The sequence below is a fragment of the Ensifer sp. Root558 genome (assembly GCF_001427045.1).
In the GTDB taxonomy this organism is placed as follows: domain Bacteria; phylum Pseudomonadota; class Alphaproteobacteria; order Rhizobiales; family Rhizobiaceae; genus Ensifer; species Ensifer adhaerens.
This window is the reverse complement of sequence record NZ_LMGC01000009.1, coordinates 93081-119904: the sequence shown is the minus strand read 5'-3', so window position 1 is coordinate 119904 and position 26824 is coordinate 93081. Positions and strand designations below refer to the sequence as shown.

The following is a 26824-nucleotide window of genomic DNA, read 5'->3' as shown; positions in this document are numbered from 1 at the left end:
CGGCTCGGCACCCGACATTGCCGGCCAGGGCATCGCCAACCCGATCGCGATGATCGCGTCGTTCGCCATGTGCCTGCGCTACTCCTTCAACCTGGTGAAGGAAGCCGACAATCTGGAGAGGGCGATCGCCAACGTGCTCGACCAGGGCATCCGCACCGGCGACATCATGGCCGAAGGGGCAAAGAAGGTCGGCACCACCGAGATGGGCGACGCCATCCTTGCCGAGTTCAAGGCGCTGTCGGCGTAAGCGACAACCGATCCCGGACGGCGTCACGCTGACGCCAACAGGCCTACGAAAACCAACACCTCCGGAGCGCATCCGGAGGTGTTTTGCGTTTCACGGCCTTGCGAGAATGCGGCGTCTCAGATCGTGATGCCGCCGTCTATGTTGATTGCCTGGCCGGTAATGAAGGCCGCCTCGTCGGAGGCGAGGAAGGCGCAGATGGCGGCGACTTCTTCGACCGTGCCGAACCGGCCGGCCGGCTGGCGGCTGATGAAGGACCGGTAGGCCTCATCCCGGCTTCCAAGCTTTTCGCCAAGTTCGCCGATGCGCTCTTCCAGGGAGGGTGATGCGACAGTGCCGGGGCAGACCGAATTGCAGCGAATGCCCTGAGAAACGTAGTCAGCTGCCACCGCCTTGGTCAGGCCTATGACGCCACCCTTGGCGGCGCCATAGGCGGCACGCCGCGGGAAACCCTTGATCGAGGAGGCAACCGATCCGATGGTGATGATGCTGCCGCCATTGGCCTTCATCTTCGGGATTGCGCCGGCAATGACGTTATAGGCGCTGTCGAGCGTAATGTTCACCGAGCGCCGCCAATCGGCGGGCGAGCATTCCTCGATCGTGCCCTGATGCACGTAGCCGACCGCGTGCACGAGGATATCGACCCGGGCGAAGGCGTCGAAATAGGCACCGACCGCCACATGATCCGTCGCATCGAGCCGCGTCGTTGTAGCCCCTTCGAGCGTGGCGAGCAGCTCGGCATTGATGTCGCTGGCGTGGACCTCGGCGCCTTCAGCCATCAGTCGTTCGGCGACCGCGCGGCCGATGCCTTGGCCGGCAGCCGTGACCACGGCAATGCGCCCGGCCAAACGTCCCGTCTTTTCCTTCATGGTGAAACCCTTCTGCATGTCTAGAGGGATTGAACGACCTGACGCTGGCGGCCGAGTCCATCGATACCGAGTTCGACCACGTCACCGGGCCCAAGATAGCGCGGCGGCTTCTTGCCCATGCCGACGCCGGGGGGCGTGCCGGTGCAGATGAGATCGCCGGGCTCCAGCACGCAGAATTCGCTCATGTAGGAGACGATGGTCGCGACGTCGAAGATCATGCGCGCGGTCGTACCCGCCTGCATGCGCTCGCCGTTGACGTCGAGCCACATCGACAGGGCCTGCGGGTCCGGAACCTCGTCTTTCGTCACAAGCCAGGGGCCCGTCGGGCAGAAATTCGGGAAGCTCTTGCCCTTCACCCACTGCCCGCCGCGCTCCATCTGCCAGGCACGTTCGGAGACGTCGTTGACGATCGTGAAGCCGAGGACATGGTCCATAGCCTCGGCGCGCGATACGTTGAGCGCCCGCTTGCCGATGACGATGCCGAGCTCGACCTCCCAGTCCAGCTTCGACATTTTCTCTGAGTGGAGAAGCGGTGCGTTCGGGCCGCAATAGGTGCCGGCCGCCTTGTTGAAGAGGATCGGTTCGGACGGCACTGGCAGTCCCGCCTCTTCCGCATGGTCGGAGTAGTTGAGGCCGACGCACCAGATTGTACCGGGCCTTGCGACCGGCGGCAGGATGTCCGCATCGACCACCGGCATCACAGGGAGCGCCGCGAAATCGGCGCCGGAGAGCACTGCCAAGACACCAGGCAAAGTCTCCGCCGTGAAGTCCTGGACGAGCGAAGACACCTCCCGCGCGTTGCCCTCGCCGTCGAGGATGCAGGGCACGGCAGAGCCGTCGACGGTGAGACGCAACAATTTCATTCTCTTGGCCTTTCAGTTGGATATGTCTCAGCGAGCGACCATTCAGCCGATCGGAGCGGCTTCGACGGAAAGCCGATAGCGGGTGGTGAAGGTCTGATCGGGTTCGAAGGCAATCGCCGTTGCAACGCCGGAGCCCGCGATGGGGCTGTCGCCCGTGGAGACAGCCGGTCCGAGATCGAAGGCGGATGCGATCGGCTCGACGCCGAGCGCCACGTGCCGCCCATTCCAGGGGTAGGCCTTGCGACCGCGGTTGCTGTACCAAAGCAGCAAGCTTGGGAAATGCTCGTTCTGCCAAGTGAGCCGCGCGCGAAAACCTTCATCGCGATAGTGAAGCGCCAGGCTGCCGTCGATGCCCGAGAGCTGCAGCAGGTCCTCGGTCTCCTCGACAAGCGGCACCTGCGACGCATCGAGCATGACACCTTTGCGCGTCTCGACCTTGCCGAGCGATAACCATTGCCGATCGGGCGAGAACAGAGCCGCGCCCGGTTCGACATCGCCGGGAAAACTCCAGACGCGATCATGGGCGCCGGGTTCGATCGTGACCGAACCGGGACGGCTCGGCAGTCGGAACGTCGGATGCAGGCCGATCGGCAGGCGGCACGGACGCCGGGCCTCGATTTCCAGGGTGATGTCGATGGAGGGCGCATTTGGATCCGGCACGATCTGCCGCCGCAACAGTCGGATCGGATGGTTCTCCGGATAATGGCATTCCATCGCTATCTGGCGGTCGTCGCAGGCACCCCACGCCCAATGGACATTGGAGCTATGGCCATGCGGCACGCCGGCGCCGTCGAAACTCTCACCGTCTACGGACCAGCCTGCAGGAAGCGTGCGGCTGGCGTCGCTGCCGAAAGGCACACACGGCCACTCGCCACGCAATTCCTTCAGGATTTCCGGCAGCGTCTCGCGCTCGGGATCGTTGCCCCAAGGCGCAACTTGCAAGGGGCTGACTTGCCGCCCGTCCGGAAGCAGGAACAGCACCGGGCCGAGCATGCCGCCGAGCGACTGCACCGAGAGGCAGCCATGCGCCCAGGCGAGCGCGCGCCGTGTGGTCTCCGCGCTCACTTTGTAGCCGCCCCGAACCGGTTTTCCGGCATGCCGGCGACCGTGACGCGCATGGCATAGAGGCTGCCGGCGAGACGCTCGGCTGGCCCCGCACCGGCCGTGGTGATGTAAAGCGTCTTCAGGTCGGCGCCACCGAAAGTGCAGGTGGTGATGTTGGTGATCGGCATATCGATCGTCTCGGCAAGGCTGCCATCCGGCGCAACACGGGCGATGCAGCCACCGCCATAACGGCAGTTCCAGAGGAACCCCTCGCTGTCGATCGCCGAGCCGTCGGGCGCGCCGAGATCGAAACCGGTGAAGAAGGGTCGTTCGCCGGAAATCGAGCCGTCCACGGCATGATAGTCGAAGGCGTAAATCTCGTTTGCCAGCGTATCGCCGAAGTAGAAGGTGCTTCGATCCGGGCTCCAGCAGAGCGTGTTGGAAATGCCGAGGCCATGCCGCCATTCGGTGACGGTGCCATCGGGTGCGATCCGGTAGAGGATGCCCTCGCCCGGGGCAACGTCGCCAAGCTGGCCATCCGGAAGCACGTTGTTCTTCATCGAGCCGACCCAGAAGTTTCCGAGGGGATCGGCGCGACCGTCATTCAGCCGAACACGCGGTGAACCGGGCAGGACGAAGCCGTGATCCTGCCGCCGGTCGGTTTCGGGCCACCACCATATGAGCTTCGAGCCGAGAGCGATGAGCAGACGCCCATCTTCACGGGTCAGCGAGATCGCCACCACCGGCTCGTCGAAGAGCCACGTCCTGACCGCGCACGTCGCCTCGTCATAGCGGTGGATCAGAAAGCGGTTGATGTCGGTCCAGTAGAGCGCCGCCTCTTCCGCCGACCAGACGGCGCCCTCGCCGCAGCGGTCGCCGACGGGCGCGACACAGACGAGCTCACGGGCCATCTCCGCCTCCTATTCCGCTGCGATGCTTGTCGGGATCGAACGCGCGGGGCCGAGCGCCTCGGCATTCTGCACAAGCGCCTTCATGTAGCCGAGCGCAAAGGCCTTGCCCGCATGCCAGGAGGCGCCGCAGGTCATGGCCGGCGTATGGTCGGGGATCATCACACCCTGGTAGTTTTCGTCGCGCAGGATGCGGATGATTTCGGCCATGTCGATATCGCCCTCGTCGACGAAGGTCTCGACATAACGCGGCATCTTTCCGCGTACGTTGCGGAAGTGGATGTAGCCGATGCGGCCGGAGCGGGCGAAACGACGAACGTGCTCGTAGATATCCCCTCCCGGCATTTCCTGCAGCGAGCCGAGGCAGAGTTCGAGCCCGTTCGAGGGCGAGTCGACGATCGCCATCAGCCGGTCGTACTTCTCCGGACGGTTGACGAGCCGCGCGGTGCCACGCAGTTCCTCGGCTGGCGGATCGTCCGGGTGAGCGCCGAGCACCACGCCCGCCTCCTCGGCGACCGGCACGACCTCCTTCAGGAAGTGGCTGAGGCGGTCCCAGAGCTCCGCCGAGCTGACGGAAACGGAGGCAGCGCCGGCGACGCCACGACGATAGCGCATGTTCCAGACCATGCCGTCTGGGATCGGCGCATCCGGGCTTGGCGCGATGCTGTTTTCGACGCCGAAGCCGACGGATTCCGCACCGCCGCGGGCATAGGGGCCGCGGGTCCAGCCATAGACGCCGGCAAGCGAGAAATTGTAGCCGATGCAGGGAATGCCGGCGCGACCGGCGTCGCGAATGAGCTGCTTCAGCCCCTCGATCTGCTGCGCCCGCTCTGGCCCGTCGAGCAACACGTCATGCCAGAAGCGCGGCGAGAAGTTCTCGATCGCCGCCACTTCCAGCCCACCGGCCCGCACGTCCTTCACCAGCGCCGACAGCTCTTCGTAAGTCCAGAGCCGGTCACCGGAGCAATCACCCCAGCCGCCCTGGTCGCCACTGTCGATCTTCGGATCCTTGCCGGCGAAATAGTTGGTGAGATGCGCGACGACGTGGGTCGCGCCCGCCTGCAAGGCAAACTGAAAGTTATCCGGGGTGAGTTGCTCCCGGTAGAGCCCAAGGCCGATTTTCATCTTGTCGTTTCCTATCCGATTATTTGACGCCGATGCCGGCGGTGAGGCCGCCGTCGATGCGGAAGTCCGAGCCGGTGACGAAGGCGGCGCGATCCGAGGCGAGATAAGCGACCAGCTCGGCCACCTCCTCCGGCTCGCCGATGCGGCCGATCGGGTGTGCAGCGCCGAAGCGGGCAAAGGCTTCCGCCTCGCTGACGCCCTCGCCGCCATAGGTGCGGGCTGCAAGCGATAGCAGCGGCGTGCGCACCGAGCCTGGGCTGACCGAATTGACCCGGACCTTCGCCGCCGCATGATCGAGCGCCATGGCGCGGGTCAGCGCATGGATCGCGCCCTTGGAAGCGACATAGGCGGCGACGTTCTGCTGGCAGGCATGACCCTGCACCGAGGAGATGTTGACGATCGCGCCGCCGCCGCGCTTCATCATTTCCGGAATGCCGAAGCGGCCGGTGAGATATATCGAGCCGACATTGACCGACAGGCAGCGCGCAAAGGTCTCGGCGCTGGTGTCGAGCACGGTGCCATAGGGGTGAACGGCGGCGGCATTGACGATGATGTCGAGGCCGCCGTGGCGCAGCACCGCCTCGCGCACGGCCGCTTCGACCTCTGCTTCCACGGCAACGTCCGTCAGTCGGGTCGACATCGGCAAGTCGCGCTCTTTGGCTATGCGGTCGAAGATCTCGTTGGTGGCGACGTCGTTGCCACAGGCAAGCACGGTGGCGCCTGACGAGGCGAGCCGGATCGCCGAGGCAAGCCCGATCCCGGACGTGCCGGTGACCAGCGCGATCTTTCCCTTGAATTCAGTCATGATTGTCTCCGCGATGGATCGCGATGATCCGGGCCGGCGTCGACCCGAGATCATAAGCGTGATCGTTGGTCATAAGGGGGAGCGGGATGCGGACACCCCGCGCCGGTCTCAGCGCACCCGTTCCAGAACCTGGTTCAGGAGCACGGCGCCGAGGATGATCCCGCCGCGCACGACGTATTGCCAATATTCGCTGACATTCATCAGCGTCATGCCGTTGGAGATGCATCCAAGGAAGAGCACCCCGATCAGCGTGCCCCAGATCCGGCCCTTGCCGCCGAAGAGCGAGGTACCGCCGATGATGACGGCCGCGATCACGTCGAGTTCCATGCCGGTCGCCGTCGTCCCGGTGCCGGCCCCGATCTGCGAGGCGATCAGCGTGCCGGAGACGGCGGTTAGCGCGCCGGTCAGGCCCAATGTCAGCGCCTTCACCTTCCAGATGTCGATGCCGGAGAGACGTGCCGCCTCCATGTTGCCGCCGACCGCGTAAACCTCACGGCCGAAGCTTGTGTACTTCATCAGGAAGTGCATCGCCGCGAAGGTCAGCGCAAAGATATAGACCGGGAACGGAATGCCGAAGAGATAACCGCCGCCGAGGAAATCGAAACCGAGCGGGAAGGACGACATCGGGAAGCCGCCGGTGATCAAATTGGCGACACCGCGGAGTGCCGCGAAAAGCGCCAGGGTGGTGATGAAGGTCGGCACGTTGAACCACTGCCGGAAACGGCCGGTGAGATAGCCGAGCGAGAAGCCGAGCAGAAGTGCCACCGCAAAACCGACGGTGACCGCGCCCCAGTCACCGAACGTGTCGGTGAAACGGTCGGCGAACCAGGCAACGATGCAGCCGGCGAGCGCGGCACCGGCGCCGACCGAGAGATCGATCTCCCCGCTGATGATAACCGCCGTCATGCCGAAGGCGATGATGCCGAGCATCGAGACGGTGCGCAGCACGTTCAAGACGTTGCTGGTGGAGGCGAAGCCTGGTGCGACGAAGATCAGGAAAATCACCAATGCGGCGAGAATGATCTCCATCGGGTAGGTTTTCAGAAACTTGAGCGGCGTGTTCTGTCCGCCTGTTTCCGTGGTCTGGCTCACGAGTGTCATTGCTTGGCCCCTTCCATGCACAGGCCGTAGAGTTCGGTCAGGTCGGTTTTCGTCGGATCCACTTCGGCGACGACGGCGCCGTGATGCATGACGAGGATGCGGTCGGCGACTTCCAGCACCTCCTCGAGCTCGGTCGAGACAAAGAGGCTGGCAAGGCCATCGGCGGCCTGTTGCCAGATGATGTCGAAGATCTGGCGCTTGGCCTGGACGTCGACGCCGCGGCTCGGCTCATCGAAGAACATCACCGACGGCTGCCGGTTCAACCATTTGCCGATCACCACCTTCTGCTGGTTGCCGCCCGACAGCGACGACACGGGCAGTTCCGGATCGCCGCACTTGATGTGCAGATCGGCGATCTGGCGGCGCACGTGCGGCTGTTCGCGGCGGCGCGAAATGAAGCCTCTGTTGGAGATCGGGCCGAGGCTCGCCATGCAGAGATTGTCGGCGGTCGAAAGCGACTGCACGAGGCCGACCTCCTTGCGATTTTCCGGCGTGTAGCCGAGTCCCGCATTGCGCATGTCGCGTGGGCTGGCACCGGTCATATCGCGACTGTTGAACGTCACTGAACCGCTGTCGATCCGGTCGGCGCCGAAGATCGCCCTCATCAGTTCGGTGCGCCCGGCGCCGAGCAGGCCGGCGATTCCGAGGATTTCGCCCGGATAGAGATCGAAAGAAACATTCTGAAAATGCCCGGAGCGGCTGAGATCCCGCACCTCGAGCACCGGCCGGGTGCGATCGAGCGTGCGCCGCGGCGGCCGCGTTGCGCGGGCGGCATCGCCGAACATCATGCCGACGATCGCCGAAGGCGTCGTCGCCTTCATCTCGACCGCGCCGATGTAATGGCCGTCGCGGATCACCGTGCAGGTATCGGCAATCTCGAAAAGCTCGCTCATCCGATGGGTGATGTAGATCATCGTCACGCCGCGGGCGCGCAGCCGTTCGATCAGTGCGAAGAGCTGCTTGACCTCGCGCGACGCCAGCGCCGAGGTCGGTTCGTCCAAGAGCAGGATCGACGGGTTGAAGGACATCGCCTTGACGATTTCCACCACCTGCTGCTGGCCGACGCTCAGCGCCGAAACCGGCTGGCGGGAATCGATCGCAAGCCCCATGTCGGCAAGCAATTCGCCGGCGCGCTTGTGCAGGCCCGCCCAGTCGACGACGCTGAAACCGGCGCGACGCCGATGCGGCAGCCGGCCGAGAAAGATGTTCTCGCCGACAGAAAGCTCCGGCACCAGCGAGAGCTCCTGGTGCACGGTGACGATGCCGGCGGCAAAGGCATCATGCGGCGAGGTGAAATGGCGATCCTCGCCATTGACACTGATCGTGCCCGATGTCGGCTCGGTGACGCCGGCAAGCAGCTTGACGAGCGTTGATTTGCCCGAGCCGTTCTTGCCCATCAGGGCATGCACCTGGCCGGGGGCGAAGCTGTGGGTGAATTCGGAGAGGGCGACAGTCGGACCGTAACGCTTGGTCACGGCCCGAAAGTCCAGCCGTCCCTGCACCCCTTGCAACGCGGCTGAACTCGGTTGCGGATAGCTCATGCGGATTTCCTGCTGTGCAAGACGAGGGAGTGGCGGGCGCGATGTCCCGCCGCTCGGCTGACGTCAAAACCCAATCACTTCAGCGCCTTCAGGCCTTCCTTGTAGGCCGCGACCGCCTGCGTATCGGCGCGCGTCAGAGGCAGCACCGGCACGTTGACCTTGGTCTCGATCTTCTTGCCGTCGAGCAGGTTCTGTGCCGCTTCGATCGCCTGCTTGCCGACCTCGAGCGGCTGCTGCGCCGTCGTTGCCTGCAGTACGTTGTCGGAATTCAGCAACATGTTGGCGAGCTGCTCGGAACCGTCGGTGCCGAAGACGAAGACCTTGCCTTCGAGGCCTGCCTTTTTCACGGCCTGGACCGCACCGATCGTGCCGCCCTCGTTGGCAGCGTAGATCACCTGGATATCGGGATTGGCCGTCAGCATGTCGCTTGCGACCGCGAGCGCCTTTTCGGCAAGCCAGGCATCCTGCTGGGCGACGATATCGACCTGGTCCTTGACGACGCTTAAGAACCCGTCGACGCGGGCGTTCGACTGTTCAGGCAGCAGTGCCTTGAAGGCGAGCGTGCCGATCTTGACCTTGCCACCATTGCCGAGGGTCTTCAGGAAGTCGGTTGCGGCGTTGCCTGTGCCGATGCCGATATCGCGGTCCGAGCTCGTCACCGTCGCCTGGGCGACGTCGCCATTGGCCGAAGTGCCGTAGGTGACGACCGTGATGCCAGCATCACGCGCCTTCTTCAGCGCCGGCACCGAGGCATCGGCCGAAAGCGGCGCCACGACGATCGAGTTCACGCCGCGAGCGATGTAGGTGTCGATGAGCTGCGCTTCCTTCTCCAGCTTGCTGTCGCTGTTGCCGGCGAGAAGCTCGTCGCCGGCGGCTTCCGCAGCCTTCTCCATGCCGATCTGGATGCCGCGGAAATACTGGTCCTGCTGGAAGACGATGCCAGCGATCGCCTTGCCGCCAGCAAAGGCTGCGCCCGGCGCAAAGCTGACGGTGGCAAGAAGTGCGGCAAGCGCCAGACGTTTCATGTTGCTCATATTGGTTCTCCTCCCAAGTGCCCTGTTCGTGCCGCCGGACCAACGGGCGAAAATCCGGCAAATGGCTGCCCGCACCGCGTGAAGCGCGGTTCGGACCCAATCTCCAAATGTTTATCGTGGCTGCGAGCTGCCCGGCACGGCATCGACGAAGCGGATGCCGAACTCCAGATGACGGCTCATCAGGTAGACATAGGCGATGCGGTCGCGCGCCCTCAGCGCCCGGATGATCTCGGCATGCGCCTCGAAGGTCGCCGCGTGCACCGGACGTTCGGCCTTGCCGAGCCGCATGACCTCCTCGATCACCGAACGCAGCATGTGATAGGCGGCAAGCGTCGTGCGGTTGCCCGAGAGTTCGACGATCGCCGAATGGAACTCATAGTCGCACTGTGCGGCTGCCTCGACGCTCTCGGCCTCAAGGATCCTGGAATTGATCGCATCGAGCCGGTCGAAATCGGCGTCGCTGGCCGTCAGGATGATGTGTTCGCCGACACCGGTCTCGATGATGCGGCGGAAGCCCTGCAGGTCATGAAACGAGTCCGGTGAGATACCGTTGTGAAAGGCAAAGAGCCGGCGGATCGCCTCGCCGTGGCCACCGCTGATCACGGCGCCCACCTTCGGCCGGGTCTCGACCATGCCATAGGCGCGCAGCACCTGCAGCGCCTCGCGCACGGTGTTGCGGCCGGCCTGGAACTGTTCGCCGAGATCACGCTCGGTCGGCAACGCGTCACCGACACCAAGGCCACGCTCAGAAATCATGTCGCGGATCTGCTCGACCAGCCGATCGACGGCCGAGGTCTTGCCCGGCTCCACGGCCTCGACGCCCGACAACACCTCTTCCCTTACCGAACTGCTCACCGGCTCTCCTCCCTGCGATGCCTTATTTGTTGGTCCAGATTGCAGTTTCCGTCAAGCGAAAATTTTAAGGTCTCAGCTTAATCGGTGATTTTCACGCGAAATCTCCGCTTTCAGACTTGAATTGTTGGACCAATGGGACATTATTGCCGGGCGTGGTCCAACAATAGCCACGGAAGCGGGTAGGAGTTCTGCATGAGACTGATGGAAGAGTGCTTTCGCTGGTACGGGCCCAACGATCCGGTGCCGCTCAGCCACATCCGGCAGGCGGGCGCCACAGGGATCGTGTCGGCGCTGCATCACATTTACGACGGCTCGCCGTGGTCCGATGAGGCTATCCTTAAGCAGAAGGCGCTGATCGAGGCGGCCGGCCTGCGCTGGAGCGTCGTCGAGAGCATTCCGGTGCACAATTCGATCAAGCTCGCGACGCCAGATAGCGATCGCTATATCGGCTGGTACAAGGATACGCTTCGCGCCCTGGCACGTTCGGGCATCAGCATCGTCTGCTACAACTTCATGCCGGTGGTCGACTGGACGCGCACGGAACTGATGCAGCCTTTGGCCAATGGCGGCTTTGCGCTGCGCTTCGATGCTGTCGATTTTGCCGCTTACGACCTCTTCGTCCTGCAGCGTCCGCATGTGGAGGACAGCTACTCAACGCAGCAGATCGCCGCCGCCCGCCAGCGTTTCGACGAGATGGACCAGGCGAAAATCGACCGGATCGAACGCAATCTGATCGCCGGTCTTCCGGCCACCGAGCGCCAGTTCAACCGGGCGAGCTTCCTCGCAGCCCTCTCGGAATATAATGGCGTCACCGCCGACATCTTGCATGAGAACCTCGCGCGCTTCCTCAGGGAGATCGTGCCGGTCGCAGAAGAAGTCGGTATCCGGCTCTGCATCCATCCGGATGACCCAGCCTTCTCTCTCTATGGCCTGCCGCGGATCGTTTCGACGCCGGCCGACGTCCGGCGCATTCTCGCTGCCGTCGACAGTCCGGCCAACGGCATCACCTTCTGCACCGGCTCTTACGGCACACGCGCCGACAACGATTTGCCGGCCATGGTGCGCGAATTCGGCCCGCGCATCCATTTCGCCCATCTGCGCAACGTCCAGCGCGAAGAAGACGGATCCTTCTACGAGGCCGACCATCTTGGCGGATCGAGCGACATGCCCGCGGTGATATTGGCGTTGATGCAGGAGCAGGAGCGCCGCGTCCGCGAGGGTCGCACCGACTGGCAGATCCCGCTTCGGCCCGATCACGGCCATCTGCTCGCAGACGACATCGGCAAGGAGCGGATCAACCCCGGCTATTCGCTGATCGGGCGCTTGAAGGGTCTCGCAGAAATCAGAGGCGTCATGCAGGGCATTGCAACGGCCATGGCGCACAAGGATTGAGGGAAGACATGAAACATTTTGAAGACGATACCGAACTCTTTACCGCCATGCGCAGCCGGCTGTTCACGGCCGTGGTCGGCGACATTCTCGACACGATGGGCCTGCAGCACCAGTTCCTGCCGCCGCAGATCAAGGCGCTGCGCGACGACATGGTCGCTGTGGGCCGCGCGATGCCCGTGCTGGAGGCGGATTTTTTCGCGACCGCTGAGGCCGGCGGCCATTCGGAATTCAGCGCCAAGCCTTTCGGCCTGATGTTCCATGCACTCGATAGCCTGAAGGAAAACGAGATCTACGTCTGTTCCGGCTCGTCGCCGCGCTATGCGGTCTGGGGCGAACTGATGTCGACGCGAGCAATGAAACTCAAGGCGGCCGGTGCGATCTGCGACGGCTATTGCCGCGACAGCGCCGGCATTCTCGCGCTCGATTTCCCGACCTTCTGCTACGGCTCCTACGCCCAGGACCAGGGCCCACGCGGCAAGGTCGTCGACTACGGCATCCCGATCGAGATCGGCGGCATCCGCATCCGGCCGGGCGACATCCTCTTCGGCGACCGCGACGGCGTGCTCGTCATCCCGAAGGAGGCGGAGCGCGAGGCGATCGCGCTGGCGCTGGAAAAGGCCGAGACTGAAAACAAGGTGCGGCTGGCGATCGAGGCCGGCATGAGCACCGTCGAGGCCTTCGAACGCTTCGGCGTCATGTAACGACAGAATGATGAGGTGCCGGGAGACGGCGCCTCACCTCAACCGGCTCAGATCCACGGGGCGACCGTTGATGATCGCCTCCATCGAGAAGAAGCCGGTGACCGTGGCGAGGTCGAAATTGGTGATGAGCTTCTGGTAGAAGGTGTCATAGCCGCGCATGCCGCGGGTCACCACCTTGATCAGATAATCCCAATCCCCGCCGATGCGATAGAAATCGATCACCTCCGGCAACCGCTCGACATGCTGCCGAAAACCGTCGCTCCATTCCTTGGAGTGATGGCGGGTGCGGATCATCACGAACACGGTGAGATCCAGCCCCAAAGCGTCGAGATCAATGTCTGCATGCGAGCCCCGGATCACGCCGATTGCCTGCAGGCGCTGGAGGCGTCGCCAGCAGGCGTTTTGCGACAGGCCGACCTTTTCGGCCAGATCCCGCTGCGACAGCGACGAATCTTTTTGCAATGCGGTAAGAATGTTCAGATCGAAAGCATCGATTTTGAACGACGATTCGATCATTTGACACAATTCCTCGATGAAACCGCAGAAGATAGGTGAGGTTTTCGACCCTGGACGGGATTACAATTGCTGTCAATGTCCGCTCCGAGGAGTAAGCGCGATGATCGTGCCCGCCGTCCACCAACCCTGCGAGGCGCTCTCGCCGCTCGCCCGGTTCCGCCAGTCCCTCAACCGGCCGGGTCTCGTCGCCGAGCTACGCGACGATCTGGTCGGAGCGAAGGCGCGGATCGCCGGTCCCTACGGCACGAAGGCACTGGTCTATGCCGACTACGTCGCCTCCGGCCGCGCGCTGCGCGTGATCGAAGATTTCGTGCTCGAAGAGGTCCTGCCTTACTACGCCAACAGCCACACCGAAGCCTCCTATTGCGGGGGCTTCATGACCCGGATGCGGCGGGAAGCGCGAGCGCTGATCGGGGAATTCTGCGGCGCCACGGCCGACCATGCCGTGATCTTCACCGGCTCCGGTGCGACCTCCGGCATCAACCGTCTGGTCAAGCTCGTCGGCGTTAGCGACGCGGTTGCTGCCGGCCAAACCGTCCGCGTCATCATCGGCCCCTACGAGCACCACTCCAACATCCTGCCCTGGCGCGAAAGCGGCGCTGAGATCGTTGAGATCGCCGAATGCCCGGCGGGTGGACCGGACCTCACGGAACTTCGCAAAGCGCTGAGCGTTGGCTCGTCCGACCTGACAGTCTGTACCCTCTCGGCCGGCTCGAACATCACCGGCATCACCAGCGACGTGGCCGCGATCACCCGCATGGTCAAGGCTGCCGGTGCGAAGATGATCTGGGACTATGCCGGCGCCGGCCCCTATGTTCCAATCGCCATGTCTCCCGTTTCCGGTGCCGAGATCGACGCCATCGTCGTCTCGCCGCACAAGTTCATCGGTGGCCCGGGTGCTTCCGGCATCCTGATCGTTCGCCGCGACAGTGTCACGACCGACAAGCCGACCTGGCCGGGCGGCGGCACGGTGAAGTTCGTTTCGCCGGATACACACGACTACAGCGCCAACATCGAGGCCCGCGAAGAGGCCGGAACGCCGAACGTCGTCGGTGACATCCGTGCAGCCCTTGCCTTCATCGTCAAACACGCGATCGGGCTTGAGAGCATGGAGCGGCGCAACCGCGAACTGGCGGAGCAGGCGTTTGCCGCCTGGAGGGCCATTCCGCAACTGGAACTGCTCGGCTTGCAAGAACCGGACCGGCTGCCGATCTTTTCGTTCCGCATCAGGAACGGCAAGGGCGGCTATGTCCACCAGCAGCTCGTCACCCGCATGCTGAGCGACCGCTTCGGCATCCAGGCGCGCGGCGGCTGCGCCTGCGCCGGACCTTACGTTCACCGGCTGCTGTCGATCGATGCCGAGCACTCCGAACAGATCCGCCAGGCGATCCTTGCCGGCGAGGAAATCGAGAAGCCGGGTTTCACCCGGCTGAACTTCAGCGTGCTGCTTTCGGAAGACAAGGTGAAGTACATTCTTGATTGCGTCACGCAGCTCGCCGCCGACGCCCCGAGCTTCGAAGCCGATTACGATTTTGACCCCGCCCGCGCGATCTTCTTCCCGTGCGCCGCGGCTGAAGAGGCCCTCGCCTATGCATAAGCCCGATGTGACCGGCTTCTACGATCCCCGCACCGGCAGCATCCAATATGTCGTCGCCGACCCGGCGACGGGCAAATGCGCGATCATCGATCCGGTGCTGGACTTCGATGAAAAGTCCGGCTCGACCGCGACGCGGAATGCCGATGCGATCCTCGACCATATCGCCGCCAAGGGTTTGACGGTCGAGTGGATCCTCGACACCCACCCGCACGCCGACCATTTCTCGGCGGCGCGCTACCTCAAAGCGAAGACCGGCGCGCCGACGGCGATCGGCGAACATGTGAAGGGCGTGCAGCGGATCTGGAAGGAGATCTACAACTGGCCGGACTTCGCCTGCGACGGTTCGCAATGGGACCGGCTGTTTGCCGACGGCGAGACGTTTCAGATCGGTGAGCTCAAGGCCCACGTCATGCATTCGCCGGGACATACGCTCGCCTCGATCTCTTACGTGATCGGCGACGCCGCCTTCATTCACGACACGCTGTTCATGCCCGACAGCGGCTCGGCCCGCGCCGACTTTCCGGGCGGAAGCGCTGCCGACCTCTGGCGCTCGATCCAGGCCATTCTGGCACTGCCGGACGAAACACGGCTCTTCACCGGCCACGACTATTGCCCCGGCGGCCGCGAGGCGCGCTGGGAAAGCACGGTCGCCGAACAGAAGGCCACGAACCCGCACGTTGCCGGCAAGTCCGAGGCCGATTTCGTCGGCCTGCGCGAGGCGCGCGACCGCACCCTGCCGATGCCGAAGCTCATCCTGTACGCGCTGCAGGTGAACGTGCGTGGCGGCGAGCTCCCTGTCGCCGAGGACAACGGCCGACGCTACCTGAAGATACCGCTCGACGCGCTGCCCGGTTCGGTCTGGGGGTAGCGGCATCGTGGCGGACCCCTTCCAGCAGATGCTGCTTGCGATCGGCTCCGGTTCGCTCACCGGCTTCACGCTCGGCCTGATCGGCGGTGGCGGCTCGATCCTGGCGACGCCGCTCCTGATCTATGTCGTCGGCATCCGCGACGTGCACACCGCGCTCGGCACCGGAGCGCTTGCGGTTTCCGCCAATGCCTATCTCAACCTGATAAGCCACGCGCTCCGCGGTCATCTCTGGTGGCGCTGCGCGCTGATCTTCACGGTCGCGGGTTCGCTTGGCGCCTTTTTCGGCTCCAGCCTCGGCAAGCTGATCGATGGCCAGCGATTGCTGTTCCTCTTCGGCCTCGTGATGATGTTCGTCAGCTTCGCCATGCGGAAGGTCAGGTGCGACACGGCGGCGACACCGCAGTCGCTTTCGCTCGGCACACACGGCAAGACCGGCTTGACAGCGCTTCTGACCGGCACCTGTTCCGGCTTCTTCGGCATCGGCGGCGGTTTCCTCATCGTTCCCGGACTGCTGCTTGCGACCGGCATGCCGCTCATCAACGCTGTGGGCACGTCGCTGCTTGCTGTCGGCACCTTCGGCCTGACGACCGCGATCAACTATGCCGCCTCTGGATTGGTGGATTGGCGCATCGCCGGCTACTTCATCCTGGGTGGCGTCGCGGGTGGCGTGATCGGCACGATCGTTTCGACCCAGCTTTCGACCCAGCGCGATACGCTGACCAAGATTTTCCGCGCGATCATCTTTTCCGTCAGCCTTTACGTTCTCTGGCGCAGCTACGGAGCCGTGTGACCGGCTTCGCCGTCCGCAATCCATATGACGGCGCGACTGATCGGTCCTTGGCCGGAAACATACGCAGCGAGTCCGGAATCGTACTATCTGGATCATTCAAGACAACGGCGTGGCGTGTTTTAATCCTGTCAGCACTCTTTCGGACAGGAATAATCCAATGACCGTTCAATCCATGGACCTCTCGAACAGCACGCCGTTGACCCGCAGGTCGATCTCGCAGCTTCCGATCAACCTGTTCGCCTCGGTAATGGGCATAACCGGCCTGAGCCTCGCCTGGCGCGAAGCCACCAGGACGATCGGTCTGCCGGCCCTTCCCGGCGAATATGTCGGCTGGCTCGGGACTTCGATCTTTCTAAGCCTTGCGCTCGGCTACGCTTTCAAGTGGCACCGCCATCCGGCCACGGTCGCCGCCGAATTCGCCCATCCGGTTCAAAGCAACTTCTTCGCAACGGTCGCAATCGGCTTGCTTCTGCAGTCAGCTTTTCTGAACCGCTATAGCCCGCTGCTGTCAGAAGTCGTCTGGACGGCTGCGTCGGCGCTGACCTTCGCCCTCGCTTATGTCGTCGCCAGGGGCTTCCTCGGCCGGCAACAGTCGCGCGATACGACGCTGCCGCCGCTGCTCATCCCCGGTGTCGCCACTCTGGATATCGCCGTTACCGGCCACGCCATGCCGTTCGCCTGGGCACATGAGGTCAACATGCTTGCCTTCTCGGTCGGCAGCGTCATCGCCGCAGTCTTCATTGCGCTGATCTTCTCGCGGTTGCGCCATGAAGATCCACTTCCGGCGCTGGCTCGGCCGTCTCTCATGGTTCTGGTCGCCCCCTTTGCCGTCGGCTTCCTCGCCTATACCAATGTCACGGGTTCGGTCGATCTCTTCGCCACGGTCCTGTTCTACTTCGCGCTGTTTCTGATGCTCGTCCTGTCGCCGATGGTATTCCGCTCCCATGTCCCCTTCAGCGTCGGCTGGTGGGCGATCAGCTTTCCGCTTGCTGCGCTCTCGATCGCCTTCTTCCGGTATGCTGCGTCTGCCGAGAGCACCGTCCTCACCGGGCTGGCTGGACTGTTCTTTCTGTTTCTGGCTGGCGCGATTGCGGTTGTCTTCTATCGGACGATCAGCATCATCCTCACCGGCAGATTGTTCGAGGTTCGCTAATGGCCGTTCACAAAGTCGCGATCGTCGCAATGCAGGGCGTCCAGCTCCTCGACGTTATCGGCCCTTCGGACGTGTTCGCGGAGGCCAACCGTCAGAGTGGCACCGACCATTATTCGGTGGAGGTCGTCAGCGCCTCCACCGCCCCGGTGCGTGGGTCTTCCGGGCTGACCCTCCTTCCCGACCGTGCGATGGATGACGGCATTGCCGACATCGATACCCTGCTGGTTGCCGGGGACCCGCTCATTCACGAACGACCGCTTCCGATATCGCTTCTGACTTGGGTGAAGGACGCATCCGCCCGTGCCAGTCGCTTCGGATCGGTATGCTCCGGCGCCTTCGTGCTCGGCGAAGCGGGCCTGTTGAACGGCAGGCGGGCGACGACGCATTGGTCGCAAGCGGCGGAATTCGGCAAGCGCTTTCCGGAGGTGAAGCTCGAGCCCAACCGCATCTTTACCAAGGACGGCAATGTCTGGACCTCGGCGGGCGTGACAGCCGGCATCGACCTCGCACTTGCCATCGTCGAAAAGGATCTCGGCCTGCACATCGCCTTGAAAGTCGCGCGTGAACTTGTTGTCTTCCTCAAGCGACCCGGCGGCCAGACCCAGTTCAGCACGCTCCTTGCCGGCCAGCTTGCGCAGAAGACCCCTATTCGCGCGGCGCAGGACTACATTGCCGACAACCTCTCTGCCGATCTCGGTGTCGGGGCGATCGCCAGGCGCACCGGCATGAGCGAGCGAAACTTCTCCAGGCAATTCAAGCAGGAGGTGGGCATGACGCCGGCTGACTATGTTGAGAGCATGCGGCTTGAGGCGGGGCGCAGATTGGCCGAAGACACAAGCATCCCGCTCAAAAAGATTGCGACCGATATCGGCTTCCATGACGATATCGCCTTCCGTCGTTCCTTCGTTCGTCGATTCGGCACGTCGCCGGCGGCTTATCGAAAGAGCTTCGGCTCCTAAGCCTCGCTCAAGGCCCGCGCCGTTACCGCCACCGGAGAAACCAGCATGTTCGACCTGATCATCCGCAATGCCAATCTTCCGGACGGACGGCTTGGCGTCGATGTCGGCGTCAAGGGCGGCAAGATCGCAGCGATCGAGATGGCTCTTGCCGCGACAGCGGGCGAAGAAATCGACGCCACCGGCCGCCTGCTCAGCCCGCCTTTCTGCGACCCGCATTTCCACATGGACGCGACGCTGTCGCTCGGACTGCCGCGCATGAACGTCTCCGGCACGCTGCTGGAAGGCATCGCGCTCTGGGGCGAGCTGCGCCCGATGTTGACCAAGGAGGCGCTGGTCGCGCGGGCGCTGCGCTATTGCGACCTCGCCGTCAGCCAGGGCCTTCTTGCCATCCGCAGCCACGTCGACACCTCCGATCCACGGCTGGTGACGGCCGAGGCACTGCTGGAGGTAAAGGAGAAGGTCGCGCCCTATATCGACCTGCAGCTCGTCGCCTTCCCGCAGGACGGCTATTTTCGCGCGGCCGACGGCGAGGCTTCACTGAACCGCGCACTCGATATGGGCATCGGCATCGTCGGCGGCATCCCGCATTTCGAGCGCACGATGGAAGATGGCACCCGCTCGGTGGAAGTGCTCTGCCGGATCGCCGCAGACCGCGGCCTGCCGGTCGACATGCATTGCGACGAGACCGACGATCCGATGTCGCGCCACATCGAGACGCTGGCGGCTCAAACGGTCCGTTTCGGACTTCAGGGCCGCGTCGCCGGATCGCACCTGACTTCGATGCACTCGATGGACAACTACTATGTCTCCAAGCTGATCCCGCTGATGGCGGAGGCGGAGATCAACGTGATCCCCAATCCGCTGATCAACATCATGCTGCAGGGACGCCACGACACCTATCCCAAGCGCCGCGGCATGACGCGGGTTCGCGAGTTGATGGCGGCCGGCCTCAACGTTTCCTTCGGGCACGACTGCGTCATGGATCCCTGGTACTCGATGGGTTCGGGCGACATGCTGGAAGTGGCTCACATGGCCATCCACGTGACGCAGATGGGCGGGATCGAGGACAAGCGCAAGATCTTCGACGCCATCACCGTGAATGCAGCGAAAACCATGGGCCTTGAAGGCTATGGCCTCGACGTCGGCTGTAAGGCCGACCTCGTCCTGATGCAGGCGGCCGATGTCAGCGAAGCGCTGCGGCTGAAACCGAACCGGCTCTGCGTGGTCAAGGACGGCAAGGTCATCGCCAGGACGGCGCCGCGCATCAGCGAACTGCTTCTCGACGGCCGGCCGGCCTCCATCGACATCGGGCTGGATTACATCCCGCAGACGTCGGCGCCCTGAGCTTTCGGACTTCGATTTCAATCCTCGAAGTCGCCGAAGACGTTCTGTAGCCGAGTAAGCTGGGCGACGCGCTCGCCGACCTCGTCGCCGAGGACGACGATGATGTTGCTCAGAAGCAGGTCCATGACCGCGACGGTCGTTGCTGCTCCATCCCAGAGCGGACCATGGGACCCGGGCACGACGAGGCAGATGTCGGAGACCTCCGGCGCCCAGGGGCAGAACTCGTCGGTGAAGAGGATGACCTTGACGCCGGCCCGACGCGCCTCCTCCGCCAAGGGCCGCGCCTTGGCGGCGAAGCGGCGTACGTCGTGCAGGAACAGCACGCGTCCCTCGACGGAACCGTCGAGCAGCTCGGCATAGGTGCCGTTGAGGCCATCGACGAACTGCACCCGCGACCGGGTATAGGATAGCTGGCTCGCGAAATACTGCGCGATGCCGCGTACGTTCTGGTAGGCAGCGACATAGACCTCGCTGGCAGCAATCAGAGCGTCGATCGCCTGCTGCCATTCCGGCGCGGTCGTCAACTCATAGATCATGCCGAGATTGTCGATCTGCTGCTGGATCAGGCCGGCAAGCAGCTTGCCTTCGCGGTTGTCGTCGCGCAGACGGCCAACCGATCCCTTCACCTGCCAGGCAGGATTGTTGGAGCCGTCGCGCCGAAGCTCCAGTTTCAGCTCGTCGAGACCGTCGAAGCCCATGCGCCGAAGATAACGCCCGACCGTCATCGGCGAAACTTCAAGCCGGGTCGCGATCGAACGCGCCGTCTCGAAGGGAATGTCGGCCAGATTACGCTCGATGTAGTTGGCGATGAGCTTATCAGATTTCGAGCGTCTGAGCTCGTCGCTGCGCACCAGCTTCAGGATTCGCTGCGCCACGTCCCCTCCCCTTGCATGATCGGAGCGGGACGCCGGCAAGCTAGCGCCGCATATCCCGCTCCGTCGCATCGCCTGTTTATTGCGCCGTCTTCACCTTCGTCCAGACCCGATCGAGCTGGCGCACGCCGGGGCCGAGATCTTCGAAGATCTGCAGCTTCTGCATGGTTTCCGGCGGCGGGTTGATTTCCTTGCTATTCTTGATCTGCTCGGGGGTCAATTGCCGCGCAGGCACGTTGGCCGTGCCGTTCGTCTGCTGCTCGATGTTGAGCGCCGCCACTTCGGGACGCGTGTAGAACTGCATGAACTTTACGGCGTTCTCCTTGTTCGGCGCGGTCTTCAGAACGCAGATATCCTCCTGATACATCGTCGCGCCTTCCTCCGGGATCACGTAGCCGAGATCCTTCGGATTGCCGAAGACGTCGACCATCGAGCCGACGAAGAAATGACCGGCCGCCACATCGCCGGCCGCGACCATCGGGCGGGTGTCATAGGTGAAGGCGGCGACATCCGGCTTCATGGCGATGATCGTATCGGCCGCCTGCTGCAATTCGGCAGGGTCGGTGGAATTGACCTTGTGGCCATTGAGGATGAGGCCGACCGACAGCACCTCGCGCATGTCGTCAAGCAGCGTGAATTTCAGGCCTTTGGCCTTCACGGTTTCGATCAGGTCGCGCCAGCCGGTCACGTCCTTGCCGAGCAGCGTGCGGTTATAAAGGATACCGACCGTACCGAAGGCATAGGGCAGGCAATATTCGCCCTTCGGGTCGCTCTTGGCGCGCAGGAACGTCGGGTCGATATTCTTGAAGCCCTCATAGGTGTTGATGTCGGTCTTTTCGAGCAGGTCGAGCTTGGCCATGATGTCCTGCATGTGCACCGACGGGAAGACGATGTCGTAACCCGTGGCGCCACCCTGGATCTTCGCCAGCATCTCCTCGTTGGAGGAATAGGTCGAGAGGTTGACCTTGATCTGGGTCTCCTCCTCGAACTTCTTGAGGACAGCCGGATTGATGTATTCGCCCCAGTTGTAGATGTTGAGCTCGGCCGCTTGCGCCGTGCCGAAAAGGGCTGTCAGCGTCGCGAGGGACAGTGCCACTGTGCGCGCACGGGTCGCGAAGGCTCTCCTGCCCCCGCGGGTCCTCCCGTTTGTCATCGTCATCGAAATTCTCCTCTGATGGTTCTGGCCGGACGGCCTGACACGATCTTGACCGGCCGCTTCCGGATCACGGCTTCTCGTGGCCGTTGACTCCGATAGGCAAATGGTATCCATATATCGAAAACGCACAAGCGTTATTTGCATAACATTTTGGGGAACAGAAGTATGCAGAATTCCATCGTCCGGCTGGTGGAGGCGAGCAAGGCCTTTACCACTCCGGAAGGCGGCACCGTGACCGCTCTCGACCGTATAGATCTCGATGTCCGCCGCAACGAATTCCTGACCTTGCTCGGTCCCTCCGGTTGCGGCAAGACCACACTGCTGCAGGCGATCAGCGGCTTCGTCGAACTCGACGGCGGCTCGATCCTGATCGACGGCGAGGACATGACCGACCGGCCGCCCTATCGTCGCCCGGTCAACACCGTCTTCCAGAACTACGCGCTGTTTCCACATATGACCGTCGGCGAAAACGTCGCCTACTCGCTGGAGGTGGCGGGCGTTGCCAAGCCGCAGCGCCGGGAAAAGGTCGCGTCCGCCCTGAAGATGGTCGGGCTCGAAGGCATGGAAGCACGCAAGCCGCGCCAGCTCTCCGGCGGCCAGCAGCAGCGGGTGGCGCTCGCCCGCGCCATCATCGCCCGGCCGAAGCTGCTTTTGCTCGACGAACCGCTGTCGGCGCTCGACAAGAACCTGCGCCAGGCCATGCAGATCGAGCTCAAGACGCTGCAGAACGAGCTTGGCATCTCCTTCATCTTCGTCACCCATGACCAGCAGGAAGCGCTGACGATGTCGGATCGCGTCGCCGTGCTATCAGGCGGGCGCATCCAGCAGCTTGATACGCCGCGCGCCATCTACGACCATCCGGTCAACACGTTCGTTGCAACGTTCATCGGCGCCAGCAATCTGTTCGAAGGCAGGCTCGACGGCGACCGGCTGATGACGGCTGACGGCATGGCGATCCGCCACCGGCCCTGCGAGCGGACGATTTCGACAGAGGCAACGGCGCTGATCCGTCCGGAACAGTTCTTCCTCGTCGAGGACAACGCTCCCTTCCCGACGATCGACGTCGATCTCGACCAGATCGTCTTCGTCGGCTCCACCTTCGAGCTGTTCGGTCGCACCGCCGAGGGCCGCAAGGTCGTCGCCGAGATTCCGGCCAACCGCCGCAGCCTCGTCGGCGCGGTCGAGCAGACCCGCAAGGCGCGACTTGCCTATGATCCAGCCGCCGTGCACCTGATTGGCGAAAGCGCAGGTGCCTAAGATGACGATCGCCAGTCGCCGCCGCTTCCAGCTTGCACTCCTGCTCGGGCCCGTCTCGGCCTTTCTCGCCGTCTTCTTCCTCGGGCCGCTCGCGATCATGATCGTGACCAGCTTTCTCGCACCCGGCCTTTATGGCGGGGTGGAATGGACCTTCTACCCGCATAATTTCGGCCGCATTCTCGGCTTCGCCGATCCGATGTTCGAGGAGTTCGATCCGATCTACATCGCGATCTTCCTGCGCTCGATCGAGATCGCGGCCCTTACGGTGCTCGCGACCCTCCTCGTCTGCTACCCCGCGGCCTTCTGCATCGCCCGGCTTTCCGACCGCTGGAAGAACTTCTGCCTGTTCCTGATCACACTGCCCTTCTTCACCAGTCTGATCGTGCGGCTGTTCGTCTGGGTGCTGATCCTGCGCCAGACCGGCCTCGTCAACGAAGTGCTTCTATCCACGGGGCTGATCGAACGGCCGCTCGACCTGATCTACACCAAGGGCGCGATCATCCTCGGCATGACCTATGTGTTCATTCCCTTCATGTTCATGCCCGTCTATGCCAGCGTCGAGAAACTCGACTGGACGCTGGTGCGCGCCTCGCTCGATCTCGGCGCCGGCCCCGTGCGCACCTTCTTGCGCATCATCCTGCCCTTGACCGCACCCGGCATCGCCGGCGGCTCCGTCATCGTCTTCATCCCGGCGCTCGGCAACTTCGTCGTGCCGGCGGTGCTTGGTGGCGCCAAGGTGATGATGTTCGGCAACCTCATCGAGCAGCAGTTCCTCGCCGCCCGCAACTGGCCCTTCGGTGCAGCACTGGCGATGATGGTGATGAGCGTCATGCTGATCATGATGATCGCCCATGTCATCCTTTCCGGACGGCGCGGCGCTGCCGCCGCACTGGCACGGTGAGGCGCCCATGAAGATCGCTCGATCCCTTTTTACCGGTGGCCTGCTTGCCTACACCGGCTTGTTCTTCGCCTTCATCTACATCCCGCTCGTGGTCATCGCCGTCTATTCGTTCAACGCCAATCCGGTGAACATGATGACCTGGACCGGGTTCACCACCGAATGGTACGCTCAGGTTCTCGGCTTCAAGACCAAGGTCTCCGAGAGCGCGCTCTACATCGAATCGACGGGGCAGCTGCTGCAGGCGGTGTGGAACAGCCTGGTCATCGCCGCCTCGACAACGGCCATTGCAACCGTCTTCGGCACGGCGATCGCGATTGCGCTCTACCGCTTCGAATTTGTCGGCCAGCGCTTCTACCGGGTGGTGATGTTCATGCCGATGCTGATGCCGGATATCGTGCTCGGCATCGCGCTCCTGATCTTCTTCGTCAATTCCGGCATCCGGCTGGGCCTGACGACGATCATCATCGGCCAGTGCACCTTCCTGATCTCCTACGTCTTCATCGTCGTCTCGGCCCGCCTTGCCGGCATGGATCGCACGTTGGAACACGCGTCGGCCGACCTCGGCGCCAACGAATGGATGACCTTTCGTCGGGTGGTGCTGCCGCAGCTTTTCCCGGCGATCGTCGGCGGCGCGCTGCTCGCCTTCATCATCTCGATGGACGATCTCGTCATCACCTATTTCATCGCCGGCGTCGATGTCACGACGCTGCCGATGTTCATCTTCTCCATGCTTCGGCGCGGCATCAAACCGGAGATCAACGCCATCGCCGTGATGATGCTGACCTTCTCCTTCGTCGTCGCCTCGCTCGGCCTTTACCTTCGCTCCCGGCAGAAATGATCATGAACGAAAAAACCTTTACGCCCTCCAGCGCCCGCGCCCGCGATATCGGCCTGCCCTTTGCCGGCCGCACCGGCCGCTTCAACGCCATCACGGATGTCGAAGGCATTGCCGTCGGCTTCCGCACTATCGAGGAGCAAACGCCGCGACCCGGCCGAAAGCGCCCGGTGCGCACCGGCGTCACCGCCATCCTGCCGCATGCCGGATCGGAAACACCGGTCCCGGTTTATGCCGGGGTGCACCGCTTCAACGGCAACGGCGAAATGACCGGCACCCACTGGATCGAGGATGGCGGCTTCTTCCTCGGACCCGTGATGATCACCAACACCCATGCGGTCGGCATGACCCACCACGCCACCATCCAATGGATGCTGGAGCGCTACAGGACGACCTACGACACCGATGATTTCCTCTGGCTGATGCCGGTGGTCGCCGAAACCTATGACGGCGTTTTGAATGACATCAACGGCCAGCCGATCACGGAAGCCGATGTGCACGCCGCACTCGACGCTGCCGCGTCCGGCCCGGTCCAGGAAGGCAATTGTGGTGGCGGCACCGGCATGATCGCCTATGGCTTCAAGGGTGGCACCGGCACCGCCTCGCGCGTCGTTGAATTCGGCGGCCGCGACTACACGATCGGCACGCTGGTCCAGGCCAATCACGGGCAACGCGACTGGCTGACGATCCGCGGCGTTCCGGTCGGCGAACACATGCGCGACGGCACGCCGCAAAGCCAGATGCAGGAGCGCGGCTCGATCATCGTCGTGATCGCGACCGACCTGCCGATGGCACCGCATCAACTCAAGCGCCTGGCGCGACGGGCGGCGATCGGCATCGGCCGCAACGGCACGCCCGGCGGCAACAATTCCGGCGACATCTTCCTCGCCTTCTCCACCGCCAACACCCAGCCGATGGCCCACAAGGCGCCGCCACGGCTGTCGCTGGAAATCGTCAACGACGAGCTGCTTGACCCCGTCTATCTCGCGACCGTCGACAGCGTGGAAGAAGCAGTGGTGAACGCGATGATCGCGGCCGAAGATTCCGGCGGTACAGCCCATGATCGCTTCAAGATCCAGGCGATCCGGCATGAGCCTCTGATGGCGGTTATGCGGGCCTATGGCCGATAACCGACGGACTTAGCGATACCTCTCGGAGCCGGTGACTTAGCCGGCTCCAGGCGAGTTCAACCGCGCGCGGCGCCAGTCGCTCGGGGCTTCGCCGACCCTCAGGCGGAAAAAGCGCGAGAAGTAGGCGGCGTCGGCAAAGCCGATCTCATAGGCAATGTCTTCGAGTGGCCGGACCGTAAAGAGCAGCAGGCGCTTGGCCTCGAGCAATCGCCGCTCGTTGATCAGTTCCTTCACCTGCATGCCGAAGGCATCCCTGCTCGCCTTGGCAAGCAGGTGCGGCGTCGTGGCGAGCGCGTCGGTGTAGTGCCCGACGCTCCAGTTCTCGCGGAAACGCAGATCGATGAGCCGGCGCAGTTCCGTGGCCAGCATCGCCTGTGTAGGCTGGGCGGTTGGCGGCGCTGCGGCTGCCAGACGGGCGATCTGGGTCAGCACGGCGGCGACCAGAGATGCCAGCATCCGCTGCGCGCCCGTGGCACCGCAGGCGTACTCATCAGCGACGATATCGAGCAGTTCCGCAAGACGGCGCCAATGCCGGTCTTCACCGTCGCCACGGATCATCATGGGCGTATCGAGCCCCAGCGTCGTTTGCTCGCGGATGGAGAGCAGCGCACCATCGGCAATCGAGACGACGATCGCGTCGCTCGTCTCTGGATCGACCGAAAACCCGTGCACGATGCCGCTCGGCACGAAGCTGATGGCGGGTGCGGAAAAGTCCAAAGGCTTGTCGTCGATGAAGTAAGTTCCCCCGCCGCTCAGCCAGTAGGTGATCTGTCCCATCTGGTCGTGCTTGTGCGCCTTGACCTGGCCCTGATGCAGGTTCCGCCGCGCCATCACCGTCTCGACATGGAAGAACCCGGGCTCGACCTTCTGCTCCGGTTCGCCATAGACGAAGAAACTTGGAATGCTGCTGCTCATGCTCCACCCGAAAAAGTCCAAGTCATTTTGCCATTCTGTCCATGGCCGC

27 protein-coding genes are annotated in these 26824 nt (G+C 63.4%); 13 read left to right on the top strand and 14 right to left on the bottom strand.

All coding sequences use genetic code 11. The features are described 5' to 3' along the window. Positions 1 to 247: isocitrate/isopropylmalate family dehydrogenase (locus ASD63_RS36100; RefSeq protein ID WP_244497235.1), on the top strand; the 247-nt coding region annotated here is incomplete at its 5' end. A gap of 116 nt (positions 248 to 363) precedes the next feature. Here ASD63_RS36100 and ASD63_RS11795 read toward each other — a convergent pair. The 10 genes from ASD63_RS11795 to ASD63_RS11750 form a co-directional block, all read right to left on the bottom strand. Then, entirely contained in the window at positions 364 to 1113 is a 750-nt protein-coding gene (locus ASD63_RS11795; protein WP_034787996.1) for an SDR family oxidoreductase, read from the bottom strand. A gap of 20 nt (positions 1114 to 1133) precedes the next feature. Further along, entirely contained in the window at positions 1134 to 1976 is an 843-nt protein-coding gene (locus tag ASD63_RS11790) for a fumarylacetoacetate hydrolase family protein (RefSeq protein ID WP_034787913.1), read from the bottom strand. A 42-nt stretch (positions 1977 to 2018) separates the two neighbouring features. After that, entirely contained in the window at positions 2019 to 3041 is a 1023-nt protein-coding gene (locus ASD63_RS11785) for a hypothetical protein (RefSeq protein ID WP_034787909.1), read from the bottom strand. Beyond that, a complete protein-coding gene (locus ASD63_RS11780) occupies positions 3038 to 3931 on the bottom strand; it encodes an SMP-30/gluconolactonase/LRE family protein (RefSeq protein WP_034787905.1) in 894 nt (297 codons plus the stop codon). The genes ASD63_RS11785 and ASD63_RS11780 overlap by 4 nt, the downstream gene beginning before the upstream one ends. A 9-nt stretch (positions 3932 to 3940) precedes the next feature. Further along, positions 3941 to 5053 carry a mannonate dehydratase gene (locus ASD63_RS11775; protein WP_034787903.1) on the bottom strand — a complete coding sequence of 371 codons (1113 nt, stop codon included), beginning with the start codon at positions 5051 to 5053 and terminating at the stop codon, positions 3941 to 3943. A 19-nt stretch (positions 5054 to 5072) separates the two neighbouring features. Beyond that, a complete protein-coding gene (locus ASD63_RS11770) occupies positions 5073 to 5858 on the bottom strand; it encodes an SDR family oxidoreductase (RefSeq protein WP_034787900.1) in 786 nt (261 codons plus the stop codon). A gap of 108 nt (positions 5859 to 5966) precedes the next feature. Continuing rightward, positions 5967 to 6959 (bottom strand): ABC transporter permease, encoded by a 993-nt coding sequence (locus ASD63_RS11765; protein WP_034787896.1) that lies wholly within the window; start codon positions 6957 to 6959, stop codon positions 5967 to 5969. After that, positions 6956 to 8500, bottom strand: coding sequence for a sugar ABC transporter ATP-binding protein (locus tag ASD63_RS11760; RefSeq protein ID WP_082572855.1), 1545 nt, complete (start codon positions 8498 to 8500; stop codon positions 6956 to 6958). The genes ASD63_RS11765 and ASD63_RS11760 overlap by 4 nt, the downstream gene beginning before the upstream one ends. Before the next feature lie 74 nt (positions 8501 to 8574). Next, positions 8575 to 9534 (bottom strand): substrate-binding domain-containing protein, encoded by a 960-nt coding sequence (locus ASD63_RS11755; protein ID WP_051659114.1) that lies wholly within the window; start codon positions 9532 to 9534, stop codon positions 8575 to 8577. Between the two features lie 111 nt (positions 9535 to 9645). Beyond that, positions 9646 to 10389, bottom strand: coding sequence for a FadR/GntR family transcriptional regulator (locus ASD63_RS11750; protein ID WP_051659113.1), 744 nt, complete (start codon positions 10387 to 10389; stop codon positions 9646 to 9648). A 201-nt stretch (positions 10390 to 10590) separates the two neighbouring features. Between ASD63_RS11750 and uxuA the strand changes: the two genes are divergently transcribed. After that, positions 10591 to 11781 (top strand): mannonate dehydratase, encoded by a 1191-nt coding sequence (gene uxuA, locus ASD63_RS11745; protein ID WP_034787871.1) that lies wholly within the window; start codon positions 10591 to 10593, stop codon positions 11779 to 11781. An 8-nt stretch (positions 11782 to 11789) separates the two neighbouring features. Continuing rightward, positions 11790 to 12482: an RraA family protein gene (locus ASD63_RS11740; RefSeq protein ID WP_034787868.1), complete on the top strand. Its 693-nt coding sequence runs from the start codon at positions 11790 to 11792 to the stop codon at positions 12480 to 12482. 33 nt (positions 12483 to 12515) lie between these two features. Here ASD63_RS11740 and ASD63_RS11735 read toward each other — a convergent pair whose 3' ends face one another. Further along, a complete protein-coding gene (locus ASD63_RS11735; protein ID WP_060529326.1) occupies positions 12516 to 12998 on the bottom strand; it encodes an Lrp/AsnC family transcriptional regulator in 483 nt (160 codons plus the stop codon). Positions 12999 to 13098: 100 nt separating this feature from the next. On the opposite strand from ASD63_RS11735, the gene ASD63_RS11730 reads away from it, so the two are divergent. The 6 genes from ASD63_RS11730 to ASD63_RS11705 all read left to right on the top strand — a co-directional run bounded on the left by ASD63_RS11730 (position 13099) and on the right by ASD63_RS11705 (position 19709). Continuing rightward, positions 13099 to 14595, top strand: coding sequence for an aminotransferase class V-fold PLP-dependent enzyme (locus tag ASD63_RS11730; protein ID WP_082566296.1), 1497 nt, complete (start codon positions 13099 to 13101; stop codon positions 14593 to 14595). Then, on the top strand, positions 14588 to 15463 hold the full coding sequence (locus ASD63_RS11725) for an MBL fold metallo-hydrolase (RefSeq protein WP_060517836.1): 876 nt from the start codon (positions 14588 to 14590) through the stop codon (positions 15461 to 15463). Before ASD63_RS11730 ends, ASD63_RS11725 begins: the two co-directional genes overlap by 8 nt. Positions 15464 to 15491: 28 nt before the next feature. Next, positions 15492 to 16253 (top strand): sulfite exporter TauE/SafE family protein, encoded by a 762-nt coding sequence (locus tag ASD63_RS11720; protein ID WP_034787855.1) that lies wholly within the window; start codon positions 15492 to 15494, stop codon positions 16251 to 16253. A gap of 157 nt (positions 16254 to 16410) precedes the next feature. Next, positions 16411 to 17406, top strand: a complete 996-nt coding sequence (locus ASD63_RS11715; RefSeq protein WP_034787853.1) for an SLAC1 anion channel family protein — start codon at positions 16411 to 16413, stop codon at positions 17404 to 17406. After that, entirely contained in the window at positions 17406 to 18365 is a 960-nt protein-coding gene (locus ASD63_RS11710) for a GlxA family transcriptional regulator (RefSeq protein ID WP_034787850.1), read from the top strand. Before ASD63_RS11715 ends, ASD63_RS11710 begins: the two co-directional genes overlap by 1 nt. 45 nt (positions 18366 to 18410) lie before the next feature. Next, complete coding sequence (locus ASD63_RS11705) at positions 18411 to 19709, top strand: amidohydrolase family protein (RefSeq protein WP_034787847.1); 1299 nt, start codon at positions 18411 to 18413, stop codon at positions 19707 to 19709. Positions 19710 to 19726: 17 nt separating this feature from the next. Here ASD63_RS11705 and ASD63_RS11700 read toward each other — a convergent pair whose 3' ends face one another. Then, entirely contained in the window at positions 19727 to 20584 is an 858-nt protein-coding gene (locus tag ASD63_RS11700) for a MurR/RpiR family transcriptional regulator (RefSeq protein WP_034787843.1), read from the bottom strand. Between the two features lie 76 nt (positions 20585 to 20660). Next, positions 20661 to 21740 (bottom strand): spermidine/putrescine ABC transporter substrate-binding protein, encoded by a 1080-nt coding sequence (locus tag ASD63_RS11695; protein ID WP_244497234.1) that lies wholly within the window; start codon positions 21738 to 21740, stop codon positions 20661 to 20663. Between the two features lie 162 nt (positions 21741 to 21902). Between ASD63_RS11695 and ASD63_RS11690 the strand changes: the two genes are divergently transcribed. From ASD63_RS11690 to ASD63_RS11675, 4 genes are read left to right on the top strand one after another with little or no spacing between them, the layout of a single operon-like run. Continuing rightward, the gene (locus ASD63_RS11690) at positions 21903 to 22994 is read left to right on the top strand and encodes an ABC transporter ATP-binding protein (protein WP_060529325.1); all 1092 of its coding nucleotides are present in this window, start codon (positions 21903 to 21905) and stop codon (positions 22992 to 22994) included. 1 nt (position 22995) lies between these two features. Further along, positions 22996 to 23895 carry an ABC transporter permease gene (locus tag ASD63_RS11685; RefSeq protein ID WP_034787833.1) on the top strand — a complete coding sequence of 300 codons (900 nt, stop codon included), beginning with the start codon at positions 22996 to 22998 and terminating at the stop codon, positions 23893 to 23895. Then, positions 23846 to 24733, top strand: coding sequence for an ABC transporter permease (locus ASD63_RS11680; protein ID WP_234824461.1), 888 nt, complete (start codon positions 23846 to 23848; stop codon positions 24731 to 24733). Before ASD63_RS11685 ends, ASD63_RS11680 begins: the two co-directional genes overlap by 50 nt. Positions 24734 to 24735: 2 nt before the next feature. Then, positions 24736 to 25860 (top strand): P1 family peptidase, encoded by a 1125-nt coding sequence (locus ASD63_RS11675; protein ID WP_060529381.1) that lies wholly within the window; start codon positions 24736 to 24738, stop codon positions 25858 to 25860. A gap of 36 nt (positions 25861 to 25896) precedes the next feature. Here ASD63_RS11675 and ASD63_RS11670 read toward each other — a convergent pair whose 3' ends face one another. Next, positions 25897 to 26775, bottom strand: coding sequence for a helix-turn-helix domain-containing protein (locus tag ASD63_RS11670; protein ID WP_034787830.1), 879 nt, complete (start codon positions 26773 to 26775; stop codon positions 25897 to 25899). Positions 26776 to 26824 lie beyond the last annotated feature (49 nt).

What these genes read in the sequence shown, in the direction of transcription:
- ASD63_RS11755 (WP_051659114.1), bottom strand. Translation starts at nt 9,534, where the DNA reads ATGAGCAACATGAAACGTCTGGCGCTTGCCGCACTTCTTGCCACCGTC.
- ASD63_RS11725 (WP_060517836.1), top strand. Translation starts at nt 14,588, where the DNA reads ATGCATAAGCCCGATGTGACCGGCTTCTACGATCCCCGCACCGGCAGC.
- ASD63_RS11740 (WP_034787868.1), top strand. Translation starts at nt 11,790, where the DNA reads ATGAAACATTTTGAAGACGATACCGAACTCTTTACCGCCATGCGCAGC.
- uxuA (WP_034787871.1), top strand. Translation starts at nt 10,591, where the DNA reads ATGGAAGAGTGCTTTCGCTGGTACGGGCCCAACGATCCGGTGCCGCTC.
- ASD63_RS11675 (WP_060529381.1), top strand. Translation starts at nt 24,736, where the DNA reads ATGAACGAAAAAACCTTTACGCCCTCCAGCGCCCGCGCCCGCGATATC.
- ASD63_RS11705 (WP_034787847.1), top strand. Translation starts at nt 18,411, where the DNA reads ATGTTCGACCTGATCATCCGCAATGCCAATCTTCCGGACGGACGGCTT.
- ASD63_RS11680 (WP_234824461.1), top strand. Translation starts at nt 23,846, where the DNA reads ATGTCATCCTTTCCGGACGGCGCGGCGCTGCCGCCGCACTGGCACGGT.
- ASD63_RS11710 (WP_034787850.1), top strand. Translation starts at nt 17,406, where the DNA reads ATGGCCGTTCACAAAGTCGCGATCGTCGCAATGCAGGGCGTCCAGCTC.
- ASD63_RS11775 (WP_034787903.1), bottom strand. Translation starts at nt 5,053, where the DNA reads ATGAAAATCGGCCTTGGGCTCTACCGGGAGCAACTCACCCCGGATAAC.
- ASD63_RS11770 (WP_034787900.1), bottom strand. Translation starts at nt 5,858, where the DNA reads ATGACTGAATTCAAGGGAAAGATCGCGCTGGTCACCGGCACGTCCGGG.
- ASD63_RS11685 (WP_034787833.1), top strand. Translation starts at nt 22,996, where the DNA reads ATGACGATCGCCAGTCGCCGCCGCTTCCAGCTTGCACTCCTGCTCGGG.
- ASD63_RS11715 (WP_034787853.1), top strand. Translation starts at nt 16,411, where the DNA reads ATGACCGTTCAATCCATGGACCTCTCGAACAGCACGCCGTTGACCCGC.
- ASD63_RS11760 (WP_082572855.1), bottom strand. Translation starts at nt 8,500, where the DNA reads ATGAGCTATCCGCAACCGAGTTCAGCCGCGTTGCAAGGGGTGCAGGGA.
- ASD63_RS11735 (WP_060529326.1), bottom strand. Translation starts at nt 12,998, where the DNA reads ATGATCGAATCGTCGTTCAAAATCGATGCTTTCGATCTGAACATTCTT.
- ASD63_RS11730 (WP_082566296.1), top strand. Translation starts at nt 13,099, where the DNA reads ATGATCGTGCCCGCCGTCCACCAACCCTGCGAGGCGCTCTCGCCGCTC.
- ASD63_RS11795 (WP_034787996.1), bottom strand. Translation starts at nt 1,113, where the DNA reads ATGAAGGAAAAGACGGGACGTTTGGCCGGGCGCATTGCCGTGGTCACG.
- ASD63_RS11690 (WP_060529325.1), top strand. Translation starts at nt 21,903, where the DNA reads ATGCAGAATTCCATCGTCCGGCTGGTGGAGGCGAGCAAGGCCTTTACC.
- ASD63_RS11780 (WP_034787905.1), bottom strand. Translation starts at nt 3,931, where the DNA reads ATGGCCCGTGAGCTCGTCTGTGTCGCGCCCGTCGGCGACCGCTGCGGC.
- ASD63_RS11765 (WP_034787896.1), bottom strand. Translation starts at nt 6,959, where the DNA reads ATGACACTCGTGAGCCAGACCACGGAAACAGGCGGACAGAACACGCCG.
- ASD63_RS11790 (WP_034787913.1), bottom strand. Translation starts at nt 1,976, where the DNA reads ATGAAATTGTTGCGTCTCACCGTCGACGGCTCTGCCGTGCCCTGCATC.
- ASD63_RS11670 (WP_034787830.1), bottom strand. Translation starts at nt 26,775, where the DNA reads ATGAGCAGCAGCATTCCAAGTTTCTTCGTCTATGGCGAACCGGAGCAG.
- ASD63_RS11695 (WP_244497234.1), bottom strand. Translation starts at nt 21,740, where the DNA reads ATGACGATGACAAACGGGAGGACCCGCGGGGGCAGGAGAGCCTTCGCG.
- ASD63_RS11720 (WP_034787855.1), top strand. Translation starts at nt 15,492, where the DNA reads ATGCTGCTTGCGATCGGCTCCGGTTCGCTCACCGGCTTCACGCTCGGC.